This is a genomic window from Microcoleus sp. Pol12B4 (genome assembly GCF_036701385.1).
Classification (GTDB): Bacteria; Cyanobacteriota; Cyanobacteriia; order Cyanobacteriales; family Microcoleaceae; genus Microcoleus.
Window position 1 is genome coordinate 23,526 of the sequence record NZ_JAUBQR010000013.1, and the last position, 19,780, is coordinate 43,305.

Here is a 19,780-nt window from a genome sequence, read left to right on the forward strand (position 1 = left end):
ACAAACAGTGAGTTTTTTTGTGGGGTTGGCAGGATAACCCGCCAGTAAAAGGCTTATTGAGGATGGTGTAATATCTCAGATATTAGCAAGGTGCGCGGTGCGTACCCACAGATTAGATAAAGCCGTGTTCTGCTAAGAATTCTGGTGTAATTGTTCCCAAATTGTTGATTCCCGGGGTTTCTTCCCACGGTTCGGGATGGGATTTTGATCCGCTGCGGAGAAATTTGGCGACATATTTGCCCAGAATATCTGCTTCTAAGTTTACTAAACTTCCTGGTTGCAAATAGCTGAGGTTTGTCTCACCAAAACTGTGGGGAATGACAGCAACTTCAAACCAATTGCCGTCAGCATCGCAATCTGCCACGGTTAAGCTGATGCCGTTGACGGCGATGCTGCCCTTGGAAACGATGTAAGGTGCGATTTGACGTTGCCATCCCGAATTTGCTGTTGGTGGGGCAGTAAACCGCATCTCCCAAGCGTTGGCGGTTTGGGTTGAGGTTGCTAAAGTGCCGATCGCATCTACGTGCCCGGTCACGAAATGTCCCCCCAATTTGCTACCGGCGCGCAGGGAGGTTTCTAAGTTGACCCAAGCATCGGGGAATGCTCCCAAAGTAGTACGGCGCAGGGTTTCCGGGGAAGCGACGGCGACAAAACCTTGCGGCAGAACTTCCACCACCGTCAAACAGACTCCATCCACGGCTACGCTGTCCCCAATGGCTAAATCTTGTAAAATCTGGTAGGAGTTGTTTGATGTGCTGCAGGAAATTTGGAAATAATCGTTGCCTAGCGACTTCAGCTTTCCGAGAGATTGAATTAGTCCTGTAAACATAAGTATTTTTCCGTAGTCGATCGCTTATTTACATCAAATCACAGGGACAAACCAGAGACAGGAGGTTTTGCCGTCTCCCTGTCCCCCGGAGTCAATCTAAAATCTAAAATCGACAGTCCCCGATCTGTTGCGGATTCAGGCGAAGATCAAGTCATACTGGATTTAGGTGATCTTTATGTCCAAGTTCTCTACTGCCTTACAGTTTCTTAATTCTATGAGGCCGATCGAATGATTGAAATGAAAGTCGCTGGAATTGCCTTAGATGCAGCCACGCGCAGTCCTATTGTCCTATTGAGAGACGCTACTGAGCGACGGGCTTTGCCTATTTATATCGGTCAGGAGCAAGCAAAGGCTATTATTAGCGCGATCGAAGGCCACAAGCCTCCTCGGCCCTTAACTCACGATCTGATGGTCAATTTTTTAGAGGCATGGAGTCTTACCTTGGAGCGCATAGTTATTCACTCGCTGCAAGATAACACGTTCTATGCCGTCCTGATCGTCCGTCAGGGAGAAGTTAAAAAAGAGATCGATGCCCGACCTAGCGACGCGATCGCCCTAGCCCTGCGTACAAATAGCCCTATCTGGGTGATGGAAGAAGTCGTCGCCGATGCTTCGATACCGGTCGATCGAGATGCTGATGAGGCAGAACGCCGGGCCTTCCGGGAATTTATCTCAAACCTCCGTCCAGAGGATTTGATTAAGAGAAGCGGCTTGGGCCCGGGCGAAACTTCCTAAACTTTATGCGCTATCGACGGTTTGGCAAAACAGAGTTGCACCTGTCGGTATTTTCCTTGGGAACCATGCGCTATTTGGCTTCTGAGGAAACTGCCTGTCAGACTGTACAACAGGCGTTGTCTCAGGGAATCAATCACCTGGAAACGGCTGCGGGTTACGGTTGCAGCGAGGAATATCTTGGCGCGGCCCTTTCGGCTGGTTTGTCGGTCGATCGATCGCGCCTCCACGTCACTACGAAAATTTCCCCAACGGAGGATGCAGCAGCTACGGAACGCTGCATCGACGCATCCCTCAAACGCCTGAATTTAGACTATATCGATTTTCTGGCAATTCACGGTTTGAATACTTGGGAACATTTGGCGATGGTGCGATCGGCCACAGGCTGCATGGAAGCTGTACGCAAAGCCCTGGCCGATCGCCGAATTCGGCACGTCGGCTTTTCGACTCACGGGCCTCTGGATCTGATTTTGGATGCAATAAATACAGATTTGTTTGAATTTGTCAACCTGCATTACTACTATTTTTTTCAGCGCAACGCCCCGGCAATTGAACTCGCCAAAGACAAAGATATGGGCGTTTTCATCATTTCCCCAGCCGATAAAGGAGGGCAACTCTACACGCCCCCGGAAACTCTCGCACAATTGTGCTTGCCTTTCTCGCCCTTAGAGTTAAATTATCGGTTTTTACTTAGCGATACTAGGATTGGGACTTTGAGTGTGGGGGCGGCAAATCCGACAGAATTAGAGCAACCCCTGCAATATTGCGATCGCGACTTTCCCCTCACCAACGCCGAAATCGCTGTATTCGAGCGACTAGAATCGGTTATGGCAGCCACTTTGAAAACCGACAAATGCAGCCAGTGTTATGCCTGTTTGCCTTGCCCGGAAAACATCAACATTCCCGAAGTATTGCGACTTCGCAATCTCGCAGTCGGGTGCAACATGACTGACTTTGGCAAATACCGCTATGCCATGTTTGAAAATGCCGGACACTGGTTTCCCGGCAACAAAGGCAACCGCTGCACCGATTGTGGCGAATGTTTGCCTCGGTGTCCCGAAGAGTTAGACATCCCAACTTTGCTCAAAGATACTCACCAGCGACTTGGGGGCAAAGCAGGCAGGCGGTTGTGGGATTGAAAAAAAGGTGATGGAGGCAAAAGGCGATCGAGCTTATCTAAAGTTTTGCAATAATTAGGCTAAACTTTGGTTTAAGTAAATTTACGATACAGTAGATCAAAAAATTACTTAGTCTGGCGACTGTCTGCTGGAGCATCCCGATTTTGCAAAAAGCGTTTTCACAGGAGTGCGATCATCCTGCACAGCCAAGCCTAAATCAAAGCGCGAACACTCCTGTGGAAGCACCCATTTGGATTCTCGCAACAAACTTTAAATAGATGCGACAGTATATGTAAAAACGACTCAAAAAAATCTGATTTAACAGCGAGGAACTGATTTTTTGGAAAATACCCCTGTCATTTTCTTACTCTGTTGTACCTGACGATAGCGAACAATCTTATAAAGATTGATTCACCGAACTCTATCTAAAATCTCAACTCTAAAATTGATTGTTTTCCAGATTAATTTATCGCCTGTTATCTACTACCGATTCATCTACTACTATGGCTCCAACTCAGTTAAACGGCAGCAAGCCAAATTGTTCGCAGCCAACTAAAGGTGCAACTTGCGAAAGAAGAGTGAAAGCAGCTTTAAAGCCGTGCACCTATAACTTATCTGTTACCAAAAAACAGCTAATTGGACTGCTGGCGTTACAAACAATCTTGCCAGTTGGACTAACGGGATCAGCACTTTGGCTAACATCGGCAGTGGGAAACAACGAACTGCAAAATCAAGCTAAATCGGAACTCAGCCTTAGTAAAAGTAACTACAATTTCAAACTAGATCGCGCCGCCGACCGTTTGCAAAACTCCTCTGACAGCAAAACGATAGCCCAAATAGCCTTAGGTTACAACAACGGTAAACAAACAACATCGGATTTGCGAAAATCAATCAAGGAAATTTTAGAAAATCAAGTCAAAATAGGGGAAATAGACAGCACGGTCTTAGTTGGAAAAAATCGGCAGATAGTTGTTAGCGTTAACGCCAACCCGGAGGGAAAAAATTTTAAACCGCAAAAAATAGTCGATCGAGTATTCGCTGCAAAAGAGCCAATTACCGCCACCGAAATCATTGCCAAATCAGAAGTTCAAAAACAATTGGGATCTTTGCCACCGGGAAGTGGCGATCGCCCTGTGCTCGTCCGCTACGCAGCAATTCCCGTAAAAGATCCCAAAAATCAGACAGTGATTGCTGCTTTAGTCTTAAGAAAAATTATCAGCCAAACGTCGGCAGTCGCTAACAGCGAAACCCTCAATTTACAGGGCGGCGGATATCACGCTATCTACGTACCGCTGGCTGACGGCAAATTGGTCTTGGCAGGTTCGCAAGCAGTTACAAAAAACCAACAGTTGCCAGACTTAAATTCAATAGATAAATCTCTCCTAAAATCTGCACTCGCCGCCGGCGGCAAACCAGTCGCCGGAAACGTACAAACAGGCCGTCAAACTTATGCAGTAGCTGCTAAATCCCTCGGCAATTTAGCGGGAAAACCCGCAGCAATTTTAGTTCGGGGCATCCCCAAAACCTCGATCGCAACTTGGTGGGGCAATAACTGGCTGCTGGCAATGTCTGCTGCTGCCGTTGTCCCGTTAGCCTTGGCAGTTGCTGTCACTCGCCGGATTGCCAAACCCGCTAACTCAGGTTTATCAACAGCAGACGGGAATTGGTCATCTAACTCCAGCGGCGAACCGCCGCAGCGATCCCGGAAGTTCGATCTAATTTATGACAATTTAAATTTAGGCGAATTTCCCGATTTATTCCCTACAAAATCGAGTTTAAACGGTAAATTAGCGGTCGATTTTCGATATAAAAAAAATCAGGGCGCTCTCCCGATCGCAAATCCCCAGATCCCGATAGCTTTCCAACCCCTAGAATGGCCCGAAAACTCCGTCTCAAACCAGTCGCGGCAGGTACATACAGAACTAGAAAAAAGCGCGATCGCCTTAAATCTAGTCCAGGAAGCTTGGCAAGACTTAAATCGCCTCAACTGGGAATTGCAGCCAGAAATACTCGATCGCCAAAACACTCAAAAAGCCCTGCGAAAGAGCGAAGCACTGCTGCAAGCGATTTTAGACAACTCAACAGCAGTAATTTATATCAAAGATGCGGACGGAAAATACCTGCTCACCAACCGCCATTTTGACAATTTGTTCGACATCGCAAAAGAGCAAATAACAGGCAAAACCGACGGCGATATTTTTCCCCAAGACAAAGCAGCAGTCTTGCGAGAAAATGACCTGAAAGTTCTCGAATCCTCGTCGCCCATAACCCTCGAAGAAATCATCCCTCAAGACGACGGCCCGCACACTTATATTTCTCTGAAATTTCCCCTCTGCAACTCCGAAGGTAAAGCTTATGCAGTCGGTACAATTTCTACAGATGTGAGCGATCGCAAACTTGCCGAACTCACCCTAGAAAAAGCCAAAGCAGAACTAGAAATAGAAGTCGAACAGCGCACCCTATTCCTCAAACAAGCCAACGAACTCTTGCGGTTTGAGCTCGCCGCCAGAGTCCGCGGCGCCATCACCGTTAGACAAATGACGGCTCAGGTAGCCCGACACGCCAGAACAGTTGACGGGATTCTCGGCGCTTCTCTTGACCTAATTTTTCTAGTAGATCGATCGGGAAAATACACCTATGTCAGCCGCACCGCCGCTCAAGCTGCGGGCATGAATCCCAGAGAAATGATTGGCAAAACCTGGCAGGAATTAGGCTGGTCGCCAACGATCATGCAGCGAGTTCACCAAGAATGCCACAGCATATTTGCCACAGCCGAGCCCAAGAAAGGTGAAGTAATTGTCCCCACGGCAAGCTGGGGAACCCGGGACTACGAGTACATTCTCAGCCCGGTTTGTGCGACAGACGGCAGCGTCGAAGCGGTGGTGGCGACACTGCGAGATATCACCGAACGCAAAGACGCTGAGGAAGCGTGGCAGTTGGCCAAAGAAGCCGCAGAACTCGCCAACCGCGCCAAGAGTGCTTTTCTGGCAAACATGAGCCACGAGTTACGCACTCCCCTCAACGCGATTATCGGCTACAGCGATATGCTGGTGGAAGATGCCGAAGAGTTAGGCAACTTAGAGGTAGTCTCGGATTTAGACAAAATTCGCATTGCTGGCAAACACTTGCTGCACCTAATTGACGACATTCTCGACATTTCCAAAATTGAAGCTGACAAGATGGAGATTTACCTCGAAAGCTTCGATGTTGGAGGCTTAATCGAGGAGGTGGTAACAACTATCAAACCGCTAATGGATAAAAACGGCAATACTTTGGAAGTATTGATCTCTGACAATAGCGGCGCGATGCACGGCGATTTGATGAAAGTGCGGCAGGTAATGCTGAATTTGCTCAGCAATGGTGCTAAGTTTTGTGCTAAGGGGAGGATCGTGCTTACTGTCGAAAGAATTACCAGTGAAGAATTAAAAAATAAATATCAACCGAGAGTTGCTCAAATGTTAATCTTGGATGCAGACTTTTTAATTTTCCGAGTGACTGACACGGGCATCGGCATGACACCAGAACAGCAAGAGCGACTGTTCCAACCTTTTACTCAAGCTGACAATTCAACTACTCGCAGGTACGGCGGTACAGGTTTGGGCCTGACTATTAGCCAGCGTTTTTGTCAGATGATGGGGGGCGATATTGAAGTAACTAGCGAGTTAGATTGCGGTTCTAGTTTTACTGCTTTTCTGCCTGCTTCATTGTTTAAGCGATCGGAATTTTAACATAACTGTAGTGGGGGGATTTACCAACAATAAAAGCCAAAAACAAACAATCTAATAAACCAGCAACAACACAATACCAAATCGCAATGTACATCTTTTTCATCTAATAAAATGTAAGGTTGATGTAGGTTATGTGCTGTGCAGGCACGGGTTTTATAGATGGGAAGTTGCCGACATAAATGCTTGGTAAAATGCTGCCCTACGGGAAATATATAAAAAATAAAACAATAATTATGAAATACGATGTTTATCCCCGCAATAATTGCATTTTGACAAAAAGCTTATTTTTGTTACTAATGGCGGGTTCTACGTGCTTCGGAGCCTTGCTGTGGGGACAATCTGCTGCATATTCCCAGCAGCCGAGCTGCCCGACTGGCAACGCTGCTAATTTGCCACCGCCTCCGCTTTCGCAAACCGAAAAAAGTGTGCCGAGTCTGTGGTTAGCTCAAAAACTCTATGGCGGAAAATTGCTCGATCGCTGGTTTGTAGATCCCGGCAATACTTGGGTAATTATCATAGTCAACCGCCAACTTTGGAGTTTGCTCGATTATATGGAACGCTATCAGTTTGTCAACCGCTTTGGCACTGTCGCCAACGATTATGGTTACAATGTGCGGGTTTGCAACCGTCAAGGCACTGCTTTGGCAGTTTATTCGTGCCAGGGCGATCGGCTTAACTGTCGCATTGATTTAGAATCTCTCTCAAATCCGGGTATTCGAGGAAGGGTGAAAGGATTTTAGTAGGGTGCGTCAGTCGCGAGTAATGTTCTGGATAATCGATAAATCAAGAGCTGACACACTCTACATTTTAACTTCTCACTACTTGCCTAGTTTCTTGCCAGAGCGATCGATATTGCGCAATCCCCCCATCCCCAAACGGCAGCAGAAAGTCGCTAGCAGCAAGAATTTTAGCATCTGGCAACAACACAGAATTAGTGCGAACCGCTTCCGGCAAATCTTCGGGTTTCATGCCGACAATTATCGGCGAACTAGCCTTAGCCAGCAAAGATAATTGAGGAGCAACCCGAGGCTGCAAGCAAAAATCAATCCATTTATCAACTAAAGAAACTGGATTACCTGATGCTGGTTCTACCCACAAATCTGTCCAAAGTGCAGTTCCCGAAACTGGAATTACTAAAGCAATATCCTTTTGAGTTTGCAGCAGCGGCAGCAAGTCCCCAGAGGAACCTACTGCCAACCAAGTATCGCCTAAAATTAATGGTTGTAGGTAAGAGTCAGAACTATAAAGTTTAACTTGTTGGTGCAGATTTGCGAGTTCTTTTTTAAGATTTGGGACTCGATCTAATTGCTGCGTATTGTAAGATTTTCCGAGTTTTTTTAATGTTAAACCGATAACTTCTCTGGCACTGTCTGGCAGAGAAATTCGATCGCGCAATTCCGCTCGCCACAAGTCTTTCCAATCTGTCGGAGTCCACCCCAAAGCCTTAAATTTGTCGGTTCGATAAGCAATTACCGTACTTCCCCAGCGGTAAGGTGCAGCCCACACTTTACCTTGAGGATCTAATTTACCCTCATCGTTGCGTCTGACGAGTTTTTGCCATCTTTCTGGCAATTGTGACCAATTAGCAAACTTAGCAGGATCGATCGGCTTAATCAATTTTTGCCTAATTGCCAAAGTCAGCCAGTAATCTCCCAACATCACCAAGTTAGCTTGATTTTTTGATTTGGGAACCTGTTTCCACTCCTGCAACAGGGCGAATAATTCTTTTAATTGTCCTTCTTGCGTTACCTGCAAAAGCGGAGACGGTTGTACATCGCGGCTAAATTTGCTTACCAGTTGGGCCGGAATACCGTTTTTGAGCGATCGAATTTTGAGAATGGGCTTGGAGTCGCACCCTGCCGCCAATTGACTTAAAGTTAGGGTGGCGGCCCCCAATAGCAAAGACCTTCGTTTCACCTGTGAATCCGCTTTTCTAAATATTGACCGATCGTTTTGTGTTCTACAGCCCGGGAAATAATTGTTTGTCGAGTCCGGTAGTTGGCGCCGATTTGTCTTATTTCTTCCTCAAACACAGAGCCATTGTACTCGGTTCTGCTGCGGTCTGAGTCTGTCGATCGAGCTTTCCGATGCCGAAAACTCCGTCAACTTAACGCCTGATTTGTCTGCTCCAAGTTCTTTTGGGCCAATTTCCTTCGCCGGCGGGGGCGATCGACTGCATCTGTGTTACATTTTTTAATATAATGAAACAACGAGAGCGCGGCCATCTGCCTTTGAATGACGCTTTTTACACAACCGAAGTAAAAAATCCTTTTAAATCGGCGACAGCTTAATAACTAAAAAAAACTAAAAATCCATTCATCTGAATCCTGAAAGCACTGGCGAGAGCGAAGTCAATCTAATAGGACGCTCTGCGATCCGCCTCTCAGAAACTCGACGTTTTAACTCTGATTGAAGGTTTGAACGAAGTATGGGGGTTAACCAACCGGTTTCTGTGTCCAAGACTATCTAAAACCTAAAATCTAAAATTTTCAATCGGCTCACGAATGGCGAGCGATTATCTTCAAGCTGGCTCCCTAAATCTACCGTCAGGATTGGGAACACAACAATTACGTCAAAAATTAAATAATTTAGTGATAAATCCAAGTTATGTAAAGATTTACCTAAAATGTAAAGATATAAGTTACGAGCCAAAGGATGATTGTATGGAAGCGCTCCGCCAGCAAGTTACAGTATTGACCCAACAAGTCGATGCTCTCTACAAACTCATAGAAAACCTCAGTGAAAAGTTATTGGAGTCCTCCCAGGAGAAGAAGCTGACCCAGCAACAGAGAAACGATCGCTCTGGAACGGTAGGAAATGACAAAACCTCGCCCTATCAAAGCTACAGCAGTCTCGACGGCCTCCTCGAACACAAAGACATACTGTTAGATGACAGCTACTTCGACAAGAACTCTCAAAGCCTGGAAAAAGAGTTGAGCGCAGAGATTCAAATCCAGCGCTTAACAGCTCAGCTAACAGCAGCTTATAATCGAATTGCAGCCTTGGAAGAACAGTTGCTCTCCAAAAGAATGCACTCGCAACATCTAGGCGGACCTAATTAAATAGTGCTAGCGGGTATCGGGTACTAATCAAAAAAAATACAAGTTGCGTTGATTTATGCTCGTCTACTTATAGATTCATTGGATAGAGTTTTTTATCTCCCGCAATTAGCAGGGGGAATACTGCATCACAGCCAGATATTATGTAGAAAATTCTGTAAATCTGAGAGCAGAAATTCTACAGAAAGTGATGTAATTATTCAGCCAAAACGAAGCTAGGTGAGCAGCACAACCATGTTCGCAGCTCGATCGCCATATCTGAATTTTTAATCTTTAATTCCTAACATTCCTGGATGCACAGAAAATTAAAAACCAGGTTTGCGAGTGTATTCGTCGCTGCAAAACCCCACTATTTTCAGTAAAAACCCGGTTTTTTGTCTCCAGGACTCTCTAATGTTTAATTTCACACCGCGAGGCTAAAGCTTCAACAGCTTGAAGGAGTTGAGTTGGAGTCCAATTTGCAGTCAGACCACTGGCGATCGCACAAGCTCCCGCACCGACACCTTCTTTAACATAGCCGCGATCGTAAGCTTGCAGTTGCGCGTAGCGAGATCCAGCAAAACTTAACTGCGCGGCCAACAGAGGCACACCGCCGATATCATTAGCAAGTCCTAAAGTGTCTCCTGTAGGGTCTTCGGCCACCCAGCGCGTAGTCCCTACCGCGACTTGTCCGGGACTCCATAGCAGAGCATATTCACGGGCTAAGGCTTGCATCAAAGCGTACACTGCCAGCATTTGCGTGCCCCCGGCCAGAAGCACCCCGCAAGTCCGACTGGCGGCGATCGCCATTGCCGCCACCGCTATTTGCATCGGATCGCCCACCGCCGCTACCAATTCCAGGGGAGTGCTGTTTTGTCCGTTAATTTCCCACTCAGCATTATTGAGTCCCGCTGTCACCGCAGCCAATTTTTGAGCGTGATTGCAGCGAGGATGAGAACTATTAACTTTGCCCGCCGCTGCAATACCCAAACCCATTAACACGCCCAAAGCAGTAGTCGTTCCCCCAACTACGCACTCCCCTAAAATTAAATAGCTGCCATTAGTTTGAGCAGCCAATTTAGCTCCCCAGATTAATCCTTGTTCGAGCAAATGTTTGACTGTTTCGCGTTCTAAAGCATTCCCAGAAATCAAACACTTTGCCGGAGTGCCGCCCAAATCAATTGCAGGTACCGGAGGTGGGAGGGGCAAACCAGCATTAAATAGGTAAAGGGGAACTTCCAAAGCTTCGACTACAGCGCGAGATATTAGTACGGGCGAGGCACCCGCTTCTAGGGGCGGCAAAGGATATTGGGGCGACGGTTGGGGGCCGTTATACAAAAATTCTGCATCAGCTAAACAAGTAAATTGTCGATCGTGCGGGGTTGCTCCTGCTGCTGAAATCCCCGGAATTAAGCCAGTAGCGGTAAATCCTAACACGCAGGCAAATATCGGTTTTCGTCCCCGATAGCGATCGATCCACCGCTGCCCCTGTTCGATTTCTGTATAAATACCAATCATAGTTAGTCATTAGTCATGAGTTATTAGTCAACAGTCATCAGTCAACAGTCAACAATTCTCACTAACTACTCTTCATAATCAATCAAAACTTGCACCCAGCTTGGCGGCCGCGGAATTGGATTTCCCAAACGATCTAGTAGCAGCAAAGCTACTAAATGCACTACAAATAAATAGACAATATTGTTAACCAAAATCATCCCGGCAGCGATTACCCCAATTGTGTTCAAACTTGGTACATTAAGCCAGCCCAGCTTCACAAACACCCATTCCACCATCTCTGTTACCTGGGCGGTTACGTAAACCCAAAGATCTTGACCCACCAAGGCGGACAGCAGCCAAAACCGAAAAAAGAAGCCTACAGTACCAATGAGAGCACCCACACTAATAGAAAGTGACCAACTCGCTTTGCGTCTCCAAAGTCCTCCCAGCGCAACTCCCATAATTCCAAAAGGCATCACGTATAAAATGCTCCGCGTCGGGCCCATCAGTACCGATAGCAGCAAACCCGATACCAAAGCTGCCATCCAAGCTGCTCGGTTGCCCCAACGCAAGTAAACTAGGGCGATGGGTATGGGGAAAAAAACCCGCAGCAAAGGCCCTAGCGGAAAGTAATAATTTACCAGCCAAATTAAGCTAGCGGTACTTGCCAAAAAAGCCGTTTCTACCAGCCTTAAAGGCGCTTCCCCAGAGGCACGCTTCCCCTGATCGGGATTGGTGAGATCGCCCGCCATGGCTGAAACATCGGCGGTTTGTGGCTCGTTATTTGTACTGGGTGAACTACCCGAATTAGACGCAGCATCTGCTGACAAAAAATCACTCATCCGATTTTAGATTTTAGATTTTAGATTTTACGGGACTTGCGCCCGATACGGCTGATTCCAGATTTTAGATTTTAGATTTTAGATTTTAGATTTTACGGGACTTGCGCCCGATACGGCTGATTCCCGGTTTCAGTGTTTGGATGCTTCGCCACCAAATTTAATATTGCTCGCATAAACCGGGTTTAGGTAGGAACGCAAGTCTTATGTCAGATGGATTTTCTCAGCCAAAATTTTCAGCAGCATCATTTATTTTTCGATTTTGACTTCCTGGATTACAAAAACCGAACAAGATGCGTGGTGAACCACATAATTGCTGACGCTGCCGAGGAAAGCTTCTGCGAACCCCGTGCGGCCGCGCCTCCCCAAAACTATTAAATCTGCGCCCCAATTTTCGGCGGATTCACAGATACAATGCCCCGGATCGCCGTCCATTTTGCAGTCAAATTCCACCTGCAATCCTTGTTTTGCTGCGGCGTCGCAGTAATTTTTTAGCAAACCCGAAGCGTGTTTTACCTCGCTTTCCAGCCGCAAACGTTGAGCTTGATAAGCTTGATCCATTAACTCGACATTCATTCCCAAATCTACTGGAATTGGCACTGCCGTCTGACCCACCGTGCTCACAGTAACGCAGTTAAATAGCATTACCTGAGCGCGATCGTTCAGAGCTAATTCTAAAGCTTGAGTAAAGACGCGGTGGCCGAGTTCAGAATCATCTAAGGCGGCGAAAATTTTCTTAAAACTCACAGCTTTACCTCCTGCGGTAAATTATTAATATCAGTTAGGTAACAGAGAGTGCTTTTGAATCTAATTCAAATTAGCAATCTCTGATACTTCTAGACTAACAGACGCTCTAAGGCGTGCAGGTCGGGAATGCACAAAACGTCACGTTCGCGCTGAATAGTTCCTTTTTTTTCCAGCTTGCTCAGCACTCGCGTTACTGTTTCGCGAGCCAGCCCGCTGAGGCTGCTTAATTCTCTGTGTGGCAGGTTCGGTATTTCTGTACCTCCTGTTTCTAGGATTTTTTTGCCTTGCCCCTCGGCCAAAAATAAGAGAATATCTGCTACTCGCGAGGTACTGTCGGACTCTCGCAAACGCAGGCGACGGTTGACTTGTCGCAGGCGCCTGGCCATTAGTTGAGCTAGCCGGATGCCTGCTAGCGGCTCGGTATGAATAAGCTGCACAAAATCCTGAGATGGCATATTGCCGATCAGTGTCGGGGCTAGGGTTATCACATCTGTCGATCGCGGTGCTTCTTCGATCGCGGCCATTTCCCCGAATAATTCTCCTTTCCCTAAAATATTCAGTGTTACTTCTTTTCCGTCTAGGTTGTAGGTGCGAATTTTCACCCAACCATCCAATATAAAATACACTGATGTTCCCCAGTCATTTTCGAGTAAAATCACTTGATTTGACGGATGACTGCGGGTAACAATGTGGACAGTTGCTCTCTCAATTACAGGATCGGGTAATCCTGCAAAAAAAGGAGTAGAAACTATCAATTGATTTATATTAGAATTTGGATCTCGGGTGTTAAAGCGGTCTTCCATGAGGCCATCATTTTAATTTATGCGCTTGAGCTGCGCTGGGCAGTTACAAATAGCTTGCAGCCGAGTCATTCGATTTGAGATTCCAGATTTGAGAAACAAGGATCTAAAATCGGCAATTTTACCTCTAAAGTTTTGCGGTCAAAGGCTCAATATGGGAATTAATAGACTCAAGCTCTGATTGGGAGCTAGAAACTAAAAAATATACCATAATTTTTTAGATATATACCACGGAGCAAATTTTATTAACAAAATTTTAGCAATGTGGCAAACGACTGAGCCGATCGAATTACCTTTGAAAGCACTTCGCGAAGACAAGCTTAACACTGCTGAGAGATTTGTTGTCACTAGGCCCTGCTGTAGAGAAGGTAGAATCCACGAGTACAAGCCTGTAAGCAAGGTAGACAGCGACCAAATCCGAGCAACTACCTAGAACCTGGCAAATGTCAGCACGATCGGCAAAATCCACAGCCATTGCGAGCCTAAAGACTGGCGCTCTTGGCGAGCGAAACCCACCCACTTCCCAGCAAACTTTTCTGCTACCCCAAAATTATTGTACCATTAGTATCTAGCCATGAATATAGATAAAAGGCTATGATAAAAGGTTACTCAAACCCAGTATACGGGGACAATCCCGAATCTCGCTATCCCAAAGCCCAAATTGTTTGAGGTTTTTTCCAAGTCGGTAAAAGATGAGGAGACAGTGGCGCGCCGCCATGCTAACGAAACTCGCGGTGACAGTGTGCGACCCGCCGTTCAAGCGGGTGAAGACAAAATTTCGTTGGGATCGCAGCTCTTACGAGCACGAATCAGCCTCCGGGTCGGGAAACTCGCCCCTGAGTCGCAGAATTTGACAGCACTTGCAATTGATAGAAGCTGGCATTTGGTGCGGAAGTACCGGCTAACCTATCATAGGCAATAGAAGTTATCCGAAGGCAAAACGTTAATTAACAGTTGTCAGAAAATATTAGTGAATTATTGACGGACTCGCATTCAGATTATTCTATCTATTGGCATCGCTGCCGCCTGACTTCAGTCTTTTTTCGGTAAAGTTTCTCCCAAGCCGCATTCCCAGAGGTTCCGCCCTTGAATTCTCAGAAGTACAAAATTCAAGCACTGATTGCTGAGATAGACGAGGTACTCAGCAAGCCCGCACCCCGCTTGCCTTGGACGGGTTCGATAGATACTGTCCACCAGCGCCAACTTTTAGAGCGAGTGCGCGCTTATCTGGTTTCCTCAGACTCAAAGCTCACAGTCCCAAAGGCCCCCGCCCGCCCAAATGTGCCCCCGCAACCAGTTCCAGTGCCCAAAGTGCCTCTGCCCGCCCCTCGCCCCTCAGCCGCAGAGCAAATCATGCTTGCCGTAACCGGAGAAATCAGCCATCTGCGTTCAAGCCTGACAGGGCCGCTCCAAGAAGACATAGAAGCTTTGCGGCAAGAGCAGCAAGCTCTAATTCAAGAAATCAAACAGCTAGAAGCAAAACGGCAGCAGCAACAATCCCTAGCTCAGCAACAAGCCAACCAACAGCGAATCATTGCTGAATTCTTGCAGGTACTGACTGCCCGCTTGGAAGAAACCTTGACTAGCGATTTCTCCCAAATTCTAAGTTCGCTAGAAAATCAGTTATTGCAAAGCAGCGCAGCACCATACTCTTTGGGCGGTGCGGCTGATGAACAGTCGGCTATTGACGTAACACTTAACCGACAAACCTCAAAAGAACATCCGCTGCTGACGCCGGCTCAGAGGTTGGAGCAAATGCAACTGTTCCAATCTCATGCTGACAATCTGCTGATGAGTCTCGATTCTAGGATGGGTACCGTGTTCGAGGCTTTGCAAGCAAATCTGCAAAGCTATCAAGCTTCCTTGAGACAAGAACTCGAAAATATGTACGGTTTGAGCCAGCAGAGCGAGGCGATGTTCGCGGCATTGGTCAACCACTTGGCTTCACAGTTGGGACGAGAAGCATCTTCCTACGTTCAACAGCCGATCGATTTAGCAAATAATCTCGAAACCGTCACCCCAACAACAGTCGATCAATCTCCTATCGCTCCCGCCCTTTCAAATACTCCAGAGACTCTGACGGGAGACTCGGTGCAGGAGATTCGCACCGGCGAATTCGGAGACCAAGACAGATTTCCCTATGCCGGTACAGAAATTTCTCCGCAATTCCGAAAGTTGAGGCGCGACCGCGACCGCATTCAAGCCCCAAGTTTGCTCCCGGATTGGGAAGATGAAGAGAATGTGTTGGGTGATACACCCGAATTATCTCGAAATGCAACTCGGTTTACTGGCGGTGAATTGGATGACAGGATAACAGAAACAGACGAAGAAATTGATGATTTGTATGCAAGCTTGTTCGCTGGAGAAGCGGTTCCTGAAGTAGAATTACAAATAGAAACTTTTCCAGTGGAAAATACTGTAATTGAGACAAAAAGAGAAGGCGTAGAATATCAAGCAGCGACGGATAATGAAAATGCAGAATCGCTAAAATTGACTGAAGATTTGTTTGTAAATTTACTGGATGAAGGCGAATCTCTGGAAGAGATTTTAGTAGAGGAAAATTCAGAATTTGTAATACGGAATTCTGTAGAGCGTCTAACTTTAGATAGTGCAGATTTATTTCAACCGCAAGTGGCAACAGTACCTCAAGTTTCAGAAGCATCACCCTCAAATGCTGAGGTGCAAATTGACGCGGACGATCGAGAAAATATAGAAACGGGTCAAAACATCAGCGAGCAGTTCGGCGCTACAGTCCCTCAATCAGCAGCTTCGCCGTTGAGAACGCCTGTAGAAATTAGCCCTCACCGACCCATTGCCACGTCCGCTGTACCAAGTGTCGGTGACTTGCAAACTGGCGAGTTCGACTCATCCTCGCAGCGGCTCGATGATGGGTACATCCAAGCTTCGCCGGACGAGGATTTGCTGCCGGTGGAGGCATTAGAAGATGATCTCGATCGAGATCTAAATCTGGACAACAATACTCTCGAACTTTTGGAGGCAGACCTCTACAATCTGGAGGGCTTGGAAAATACTAGCTCCCGGCGATCAAATTTCTCAGTCGCTAACAGCTTGGATTTATCGGCGAGTTCCCCCGAAGTCGGTCCAAAAAATCCCTTTGCCGAGGCCGTAGATGAAGAACTCGGAACGCTGGAAGATTTGTTCTCCGATGTGTTGGAACTTTCATCTGAGGATGAACCCTTTGTTTTGGAAAACGAACTTGAGGATGATTTGTTTGCGGAGGAAGATGAGTCGAATTTGACGCTAGACGAGATTTTGGCTAGTTTGACCGAGACCGATCGACCTTTGACTGATTCTTCCCCTCCAGAAACTGCCGAAACTAACGAACTGCGATCGAGTCCTCCAGAAAGTCAAAAAAAAAACTAATTTCGATAGAGAGTAAAGCAGGAGTTGTTGAGGGGAGAACCGATTTTAGCGAGTTTGCCGGGACACAGCAGCAAGAATCGGCTGGACATTCTGCAGCAGATGCGATCGCCCCATCCCCAGAACACCGGAATTCTAGCTGGTATTTGGGCATTGATTTTGGTTCCAGTGGCGTGTCTGCAGCTTTGCTCGAGCGCACCAGCGGCCAGTTGCACCCGATTTACTGGGAAGCGTCGCAGGTTGAGCCTTGGGCAGCAGACGCCAGCTTTAGGGTTCCCTCGGCTGCAGTGCTGGCGGAAACAGCCCCAGGAAGCCCAGGGTCAGAGGTGACAGTCAAGTCGGTGGGATTCAGACCTCAGCCTTTGCCTGCAGGAGAATTTTTACTGGAAAATTTTAAATTGCCTTTAAAGGTGGGCATTCCTTATCAGCGGGAGGCTGCTGGGATATACGAACCGCTGTTGCAGTGGTCGCCCTTGCAGGCTTTCTCGATCACCTTGCCACTGCAAGGTGTGCGGGGACTGCTGGCTACTTTGAATCCGAGTTTGCGGGGAGAAAAATTTGACGGATCGCGGGAACTTTTGGATTCTGCACCAAAGGAGATTTTTGCAGGATTGCCAGTTTCCAATTTAATCTGTAGGGCTTCGGGACTAACGCCAGAAACTCTAGATGCGGCGCTTTTAGACTTGCAGGGTGTCATTTTGGGGACTCCAGCCGGCTGGTCGGATGTTTATATGTTCAATCTGCGGGAGGCGGTTTTGGGTGCGTCTCTAGTGGCTTCTGGTTCGCAAATTTTTGTGGTGGAAGATGCGATCGCCACTTTGCTGGCTGCTGTAACTCCTGTGAAAAATGGCATGGAAGTCGAGTCATCAGCCGTGGATTCTGCTAAGGGCGGTGAAGAAGCTGCACCGCTAAATGCTTCGTCTTTTAGCGGGGGAACTTTGATTTTGAATGCTGGGGCGGCGACGGTGGAATTAGCTTTAGTTGAGTTGCCGTCCAATCTTCAAGATTTAACTCGTGCTGATTTTACTTGCCAGAGTTTTAGTTTTGCTGGCGATGCTTTCGATCAGGATATTATCTGTCAGTTGTTGGCTAAAAATGAAACTTGGGGAATGTCGATCGATTTGCCACGTCCTGGCCACCCTGATTTGCCGAGTCGCTATCAATTGCAGCAGCGGTTACAAGGTTCTGGTTTTGGCCTGCAATTGTTAGAAGCAGCAAGGCAAATAAAAGTTATTTTGCAACATCAAAAAAGTTTTGCTTTGGATATTGACCAGCAGCATTGGGATGTGAAGCGCAAAGATTTGGAAAGTCTGGTTTTAGTGCCTTTTGTGCAGCAGTTAAACCGCGAATTGAATGCTTTGCTCAGCCGCGCGGGAATGTCGCCTGCGGGGATTAATCAGGCGATTTGTGCAGGTGGTATGGGTGCTTGGCCTGCGATCGCCCGCTGGTTGCGGCAGAAGCTGCCGAATGCGATCGTAGTTCAAGACCACGAATTGCAGGTCGATCGAGATATTTTTGAGATTCACAATTCTGCATTAAATTCTGTATCTCAAAGTACCAATTTTTCCCAAAAATTTGGTCGAGTTGCCTGCGGGTTGGCGAGTTTGGCTCTCTATCCTCACATTTTGGATATGTCGCAGCAGCAGTACAGCGACTTTTTTCTGCTGTGGGAATTAATGCAGGTTTTGGGTGAGGAAACTTTGAGCTTTCAGGAAATTTTGCAGTTGTTGGAACGTCAGGGCGTGAATACCCGCACCTGCGAACCCCGGATTTTGCGGATTTTGGAAGGAAATTTGCCGGCGGGACTTGTGCCTGCGGAGGAAGATTTCATGCTGTTGGCCGAGGAGTCGAGACAAAACCCTGATTGGGAAGCAATTTTGGCTGAGCCACTGTTCTTTGAAGATGTCTCACGGGGTTATCGTTTGAATCTCGAACACGCCTCTGTTGTTCGCGAATATTTAGGCAAACTCGCCTCTAGCAGCCAGCAAAAATTGTTAGAGCCGCTAACACTTGCTTGGGATGTTCGCACCGATATTTATCGCTAAACGGCAAAAAACCCGGTTTCTCAGTAGAATCCTCCCTGTCTTTTGGGAAGAGTCCTAGTCGAAACCAGATTTTTTTGCGTCCAGGACTAACTTTTTTATGTAAATTTACGTAACTTTACATAAAGTTTATACGTTCTTATAAAAAACACATAGAAACTTTATACATTTTTAAAGATTGTGCAAAGCTCAGCATTTCAGGCTCTGCAGACTTGGGATGGCTAATAAGATGGACGTAAGAGATCGTTAAAGTTGAGACAAATCATATGAAATTTCCGATGGGTGCCTCGTGGAAATCATCATTATCAGAAATGCTGTCCTTATTTTTTCAAGAATTTACTTACAGAGTCGGTGTATCAAAAAAACAGCATCACCGATCCGTAACGAGCAAGGTAAAACGGTTAATCGATATTTTGGGCTCGCTGCTGGGACTGGCAATTGTTGCTGCGGTGGCGGTGCCGGTGGCAGTGGCGATGCTATTGGACAATCCGGGCCCGCTGCTTTACAGTCAAGTCCGCTGCGGCTTCAAAGGGCGACTTTTCAGAATGTGGAAATTTCGATCGATGGTTGTCGGTGCAGAAAACCTCAAACATTTAGTTAGGAACCAAGCCAATGGTCACATTTTTAAGAATGAAAATGACCCGCGAATTACCCGCGTCGGCCGCTTCTTGCGGTGCACGAGTTTGGACGAGTTGCCTCAATTCTGGAACGTGTTAGTCGGCGACATGAGTTTGGTGGGAACTAGGCCGCCCACTCCTGATGAAGTTGCTGCCTATGACGATTTTCACTGGCAACGTTTAAATGTCAAACCCGGTATGACTGGAGAGTGGCAAGTCAACGGACGGTCTGGAGTTAAAGACTTTGACGAGATTGTACTCATGGATCTCGACTATCAACGCAAGTGGTCTGTTGTCTACGACATCACTCTGATTTGCCAAACAATTTGGGTTGTCTTCAGTAAAAAAGGTGCGTGTTAATAGACTTGCTATTTAGGGGTGTTTTTTGCTTTTAAATTTTAGGACAAACCGG

Annotated in this window: 16 protein-coding genes; 9 read left to right on the forward strand and 7 right to left on the reverse strand. The window is 46.9% G+C overall.

Features of this window, described 5'->3' with window-relative positions; genetic code table 11:
- Window positions 1-112 precede the first annotated feature (112 nt).
- Window positions 113-829 carry a riboflavin synthase gene (gene ribE / locus QUA38_RS03540; protein WP_333159244.1) on the reverse strand — a complete coding sequence of 239 codons (717 nt, stop codon included), beginning with the start codon at window positions 827-829 and terminating at the stop codon, window positions 113-115.
- Between the two features lie 228 nt (window positions 830-1,057).
- Between ribE and QUA38_RS03545 the strand changes: the two genes are divergently transcribed.
- The 4 genes from QUA38_RS03545 (at window position 1,058) to QUA38_RS03560 (ending at window position 7,147) form a co-directional block, all read left to right on the forward strand.
- Window positions 1,058-1,564: a bifunctional nuclease family protein gene (locus QUA38_RS03545; RefSeq protein WP_333159246.1), complete on the forward strand. Its 507-nt coding sequence runs from the start codon at window positions 1,058-1,060 to the stop codon at window positions 1,562-1,564.
- Between the two features lie 5 nt (window positions 1,565-1,569).
- Entirely contained in the window at window positions 1,570-2,700 is a 1,131-nt protein-coding gene (locus tag QUA38_RS03550; protein WP_333159249.1) for an aldo/keto reductase, read from the forward strand.
- Window positions 2,701-3,128: 428 nt separating this feature from the next.
- Entirely contained in the window at window positions 3,129-6,407 is a 3,279-nt protein-coding gene (locus tag QUA38_RS03555) for a PAS domain-containing protein (RefSeq protein ID WP_333159251.1), read from the forward strand.
- Window positions 6,408-6,640: 233 nt separating this feature from the next.
- Window positions 6,641-7,147 (forward strand): hypothetical protein, encoded by a 507-nt coding sequence (locus QUA38_RS03560; RefSeq protein ID WP_333159253.1) that lies wholly within the window; start codon window positions 6,641-6,643, stop codon window positions 7,145-7,147.
- Window positions 7,148-7,214: 67 nt separating this feature from the next.
- Here the strand turns inward: QUA38_RS03560 and QUA38_RS03565 are convergent, their stop codons facing one another.
- On the reverse strand, window positions 7,215-8,324 hold the full coding sequence (locus tag QUA38_RS03565) for an extracellular solute-binding protein (protein ID WP_333159255.1): 1,110 nt from the start codon (window positions 8,322-8,324) through the stop codon (window positions 7,215-7,217).
- Window positions 8,321-8,440, reverse strand: coding sequence for a hypothetical protein (locus tag QUA38_RS03570; RefSeq protein WP_333067056.1), 120 nt, complete (start codon window positions 8,438-8,440; stop codon window positions 8,321-8,323). The genes QUA38_RS03565 and QUA38_RS03570 overlap by 4 nt, the downstream gene beginning before the upstream one ends.
- A 630-nt stretch (window positions 8,441-9,070) precedes the next feature.
- Between QUA38_RS03570 and QUA38_RS03575 the strand changes: the two genes are divergently transcribed.
- Window positions 9,071-9,469: a hypothetical protein gene (locus tag QUA38_RS03575; RefSeq protein WP_333159257.1), complete on the forward strand. Its 399-nt coding sequence runs from the start codon at window positions 9,071-9,073 to the stop codon at window positions 9,467-9,469.
- 387 nt (window positions 9,470-9,856) lie between these two features.
- Here the strand turns inward: QUA38_RS03575 and cobT are convergent, their stop codons facing one another.
- The 4 genes from cobT to QUA38_RS03595 all read right to left on the reverse strand — a co-directional run bounded on the left by cobT (window position 9,857) and on the right by QUA38_RS03595 (window position 13,331).
- Window positions 9,857-10,963, reverse strand: coding sequence for a nicotinate mononucleotide-dependent phosphoribosyltransferase CobT (gene cobT, locus QUA38_RS03580; RefSeq protein ID WP_333159259.1), 1,107 nt, complete (start codon window positions 10,961-10,963; stop codon window positions 9,857-9,859).
- 65 nt (window positions 10,964-11,028) lie between these two features.
- Window positions 11,029-11,784, reverse strand: coding sequence for a DUF2232 domain-containing protein (locus QUA38_RS03585; RefSeq protein ID WP_333159261.1), 756 nt, complete (start codon window positions 11,782-11,784; stop codon window positions 11,029-11,031).
- Between the two features lie 246 nt (window positions 11,785-12,030).
- Complete coding sequence (locus QUA38_RS03590; protein WP_333159263.1) at window positions 12,031-12,528, reverse strand: universal stress protein; 498 nt, start codon at window positions 12,526-12,528, stop codon at window positions 12,031-12,033.
- An 89-nt stretch (window positions 12,529-12,617) separates the two neighbouring features.
- Entirely contained in the window at window positions 12,618-13,331 is a 714-nt protein-coding gene (locus QUA38_RS03595; protein ID WP_190663937.1) for a Crp/Fnr family transcriptional regulator, read from the reverse strand.
- 259 nt (window positions 13,332-13,590) lie between these two features.
- On the opposite strand from QUA38_RS03595, the gene QUA38_RS03600 reads away from it, so the two are divergent.
- The 4 genes from QUA38_RS03600 to QUA38_RS03615 all read left to right on the forward strand — a co-directional run bounded on the left by QUA38_RS03600 (window position 13,591) and on the right by QUA38_RS03615 (window position 19,728).
- On the forward strand, window positions 13,591-13,761 hold the full coding sequence (locus tag QUA38_RS03600) for a hypothetical protein (protein WP_333159265.1): 171 nt from the start codon (window positions 13,591-13,593) through the stop codon (window positions 13,759-13,761).
- Window positions 13,762-14,414: 653 nt separating this feature from the next.
- Window positions 14,415-16,712, forward strand: coding sequence for a hypothetical protein (locus QUA38_RS03605; protein ID WP_333159267.1), 2,298 nt, complete (start codon window positions 14,415-14,417; stop codon window positions 16,710-16,712).
- A gap of 143 nt (window positions 16,713-16,855) precedes the next feature.
- A complete protein-coding gene (locus tag QUA38_RS03610) occupies window positions 16,856-18,754 on the forward strand; it encodes a hypothetical protein (protein ID WP_333159269.1) in 1,899 nt (632 codons plus the stop codon).
- A 308-nt stretch (window positions 18,755-19,062) separates the two neighbouring features.
- Complete coding sequence (locus QUA38_RS03615; protein WP_333159271.1) at window positions 19,063-19,728, forward strand: sugar transferase; 666 nt, start codon at window positions 19,063-19,065, stop codon at window positions 19,726-19,728.
- The last annotated feature ends 52 nt before the right edge of the window (window positions 19,729-19,780 follow it).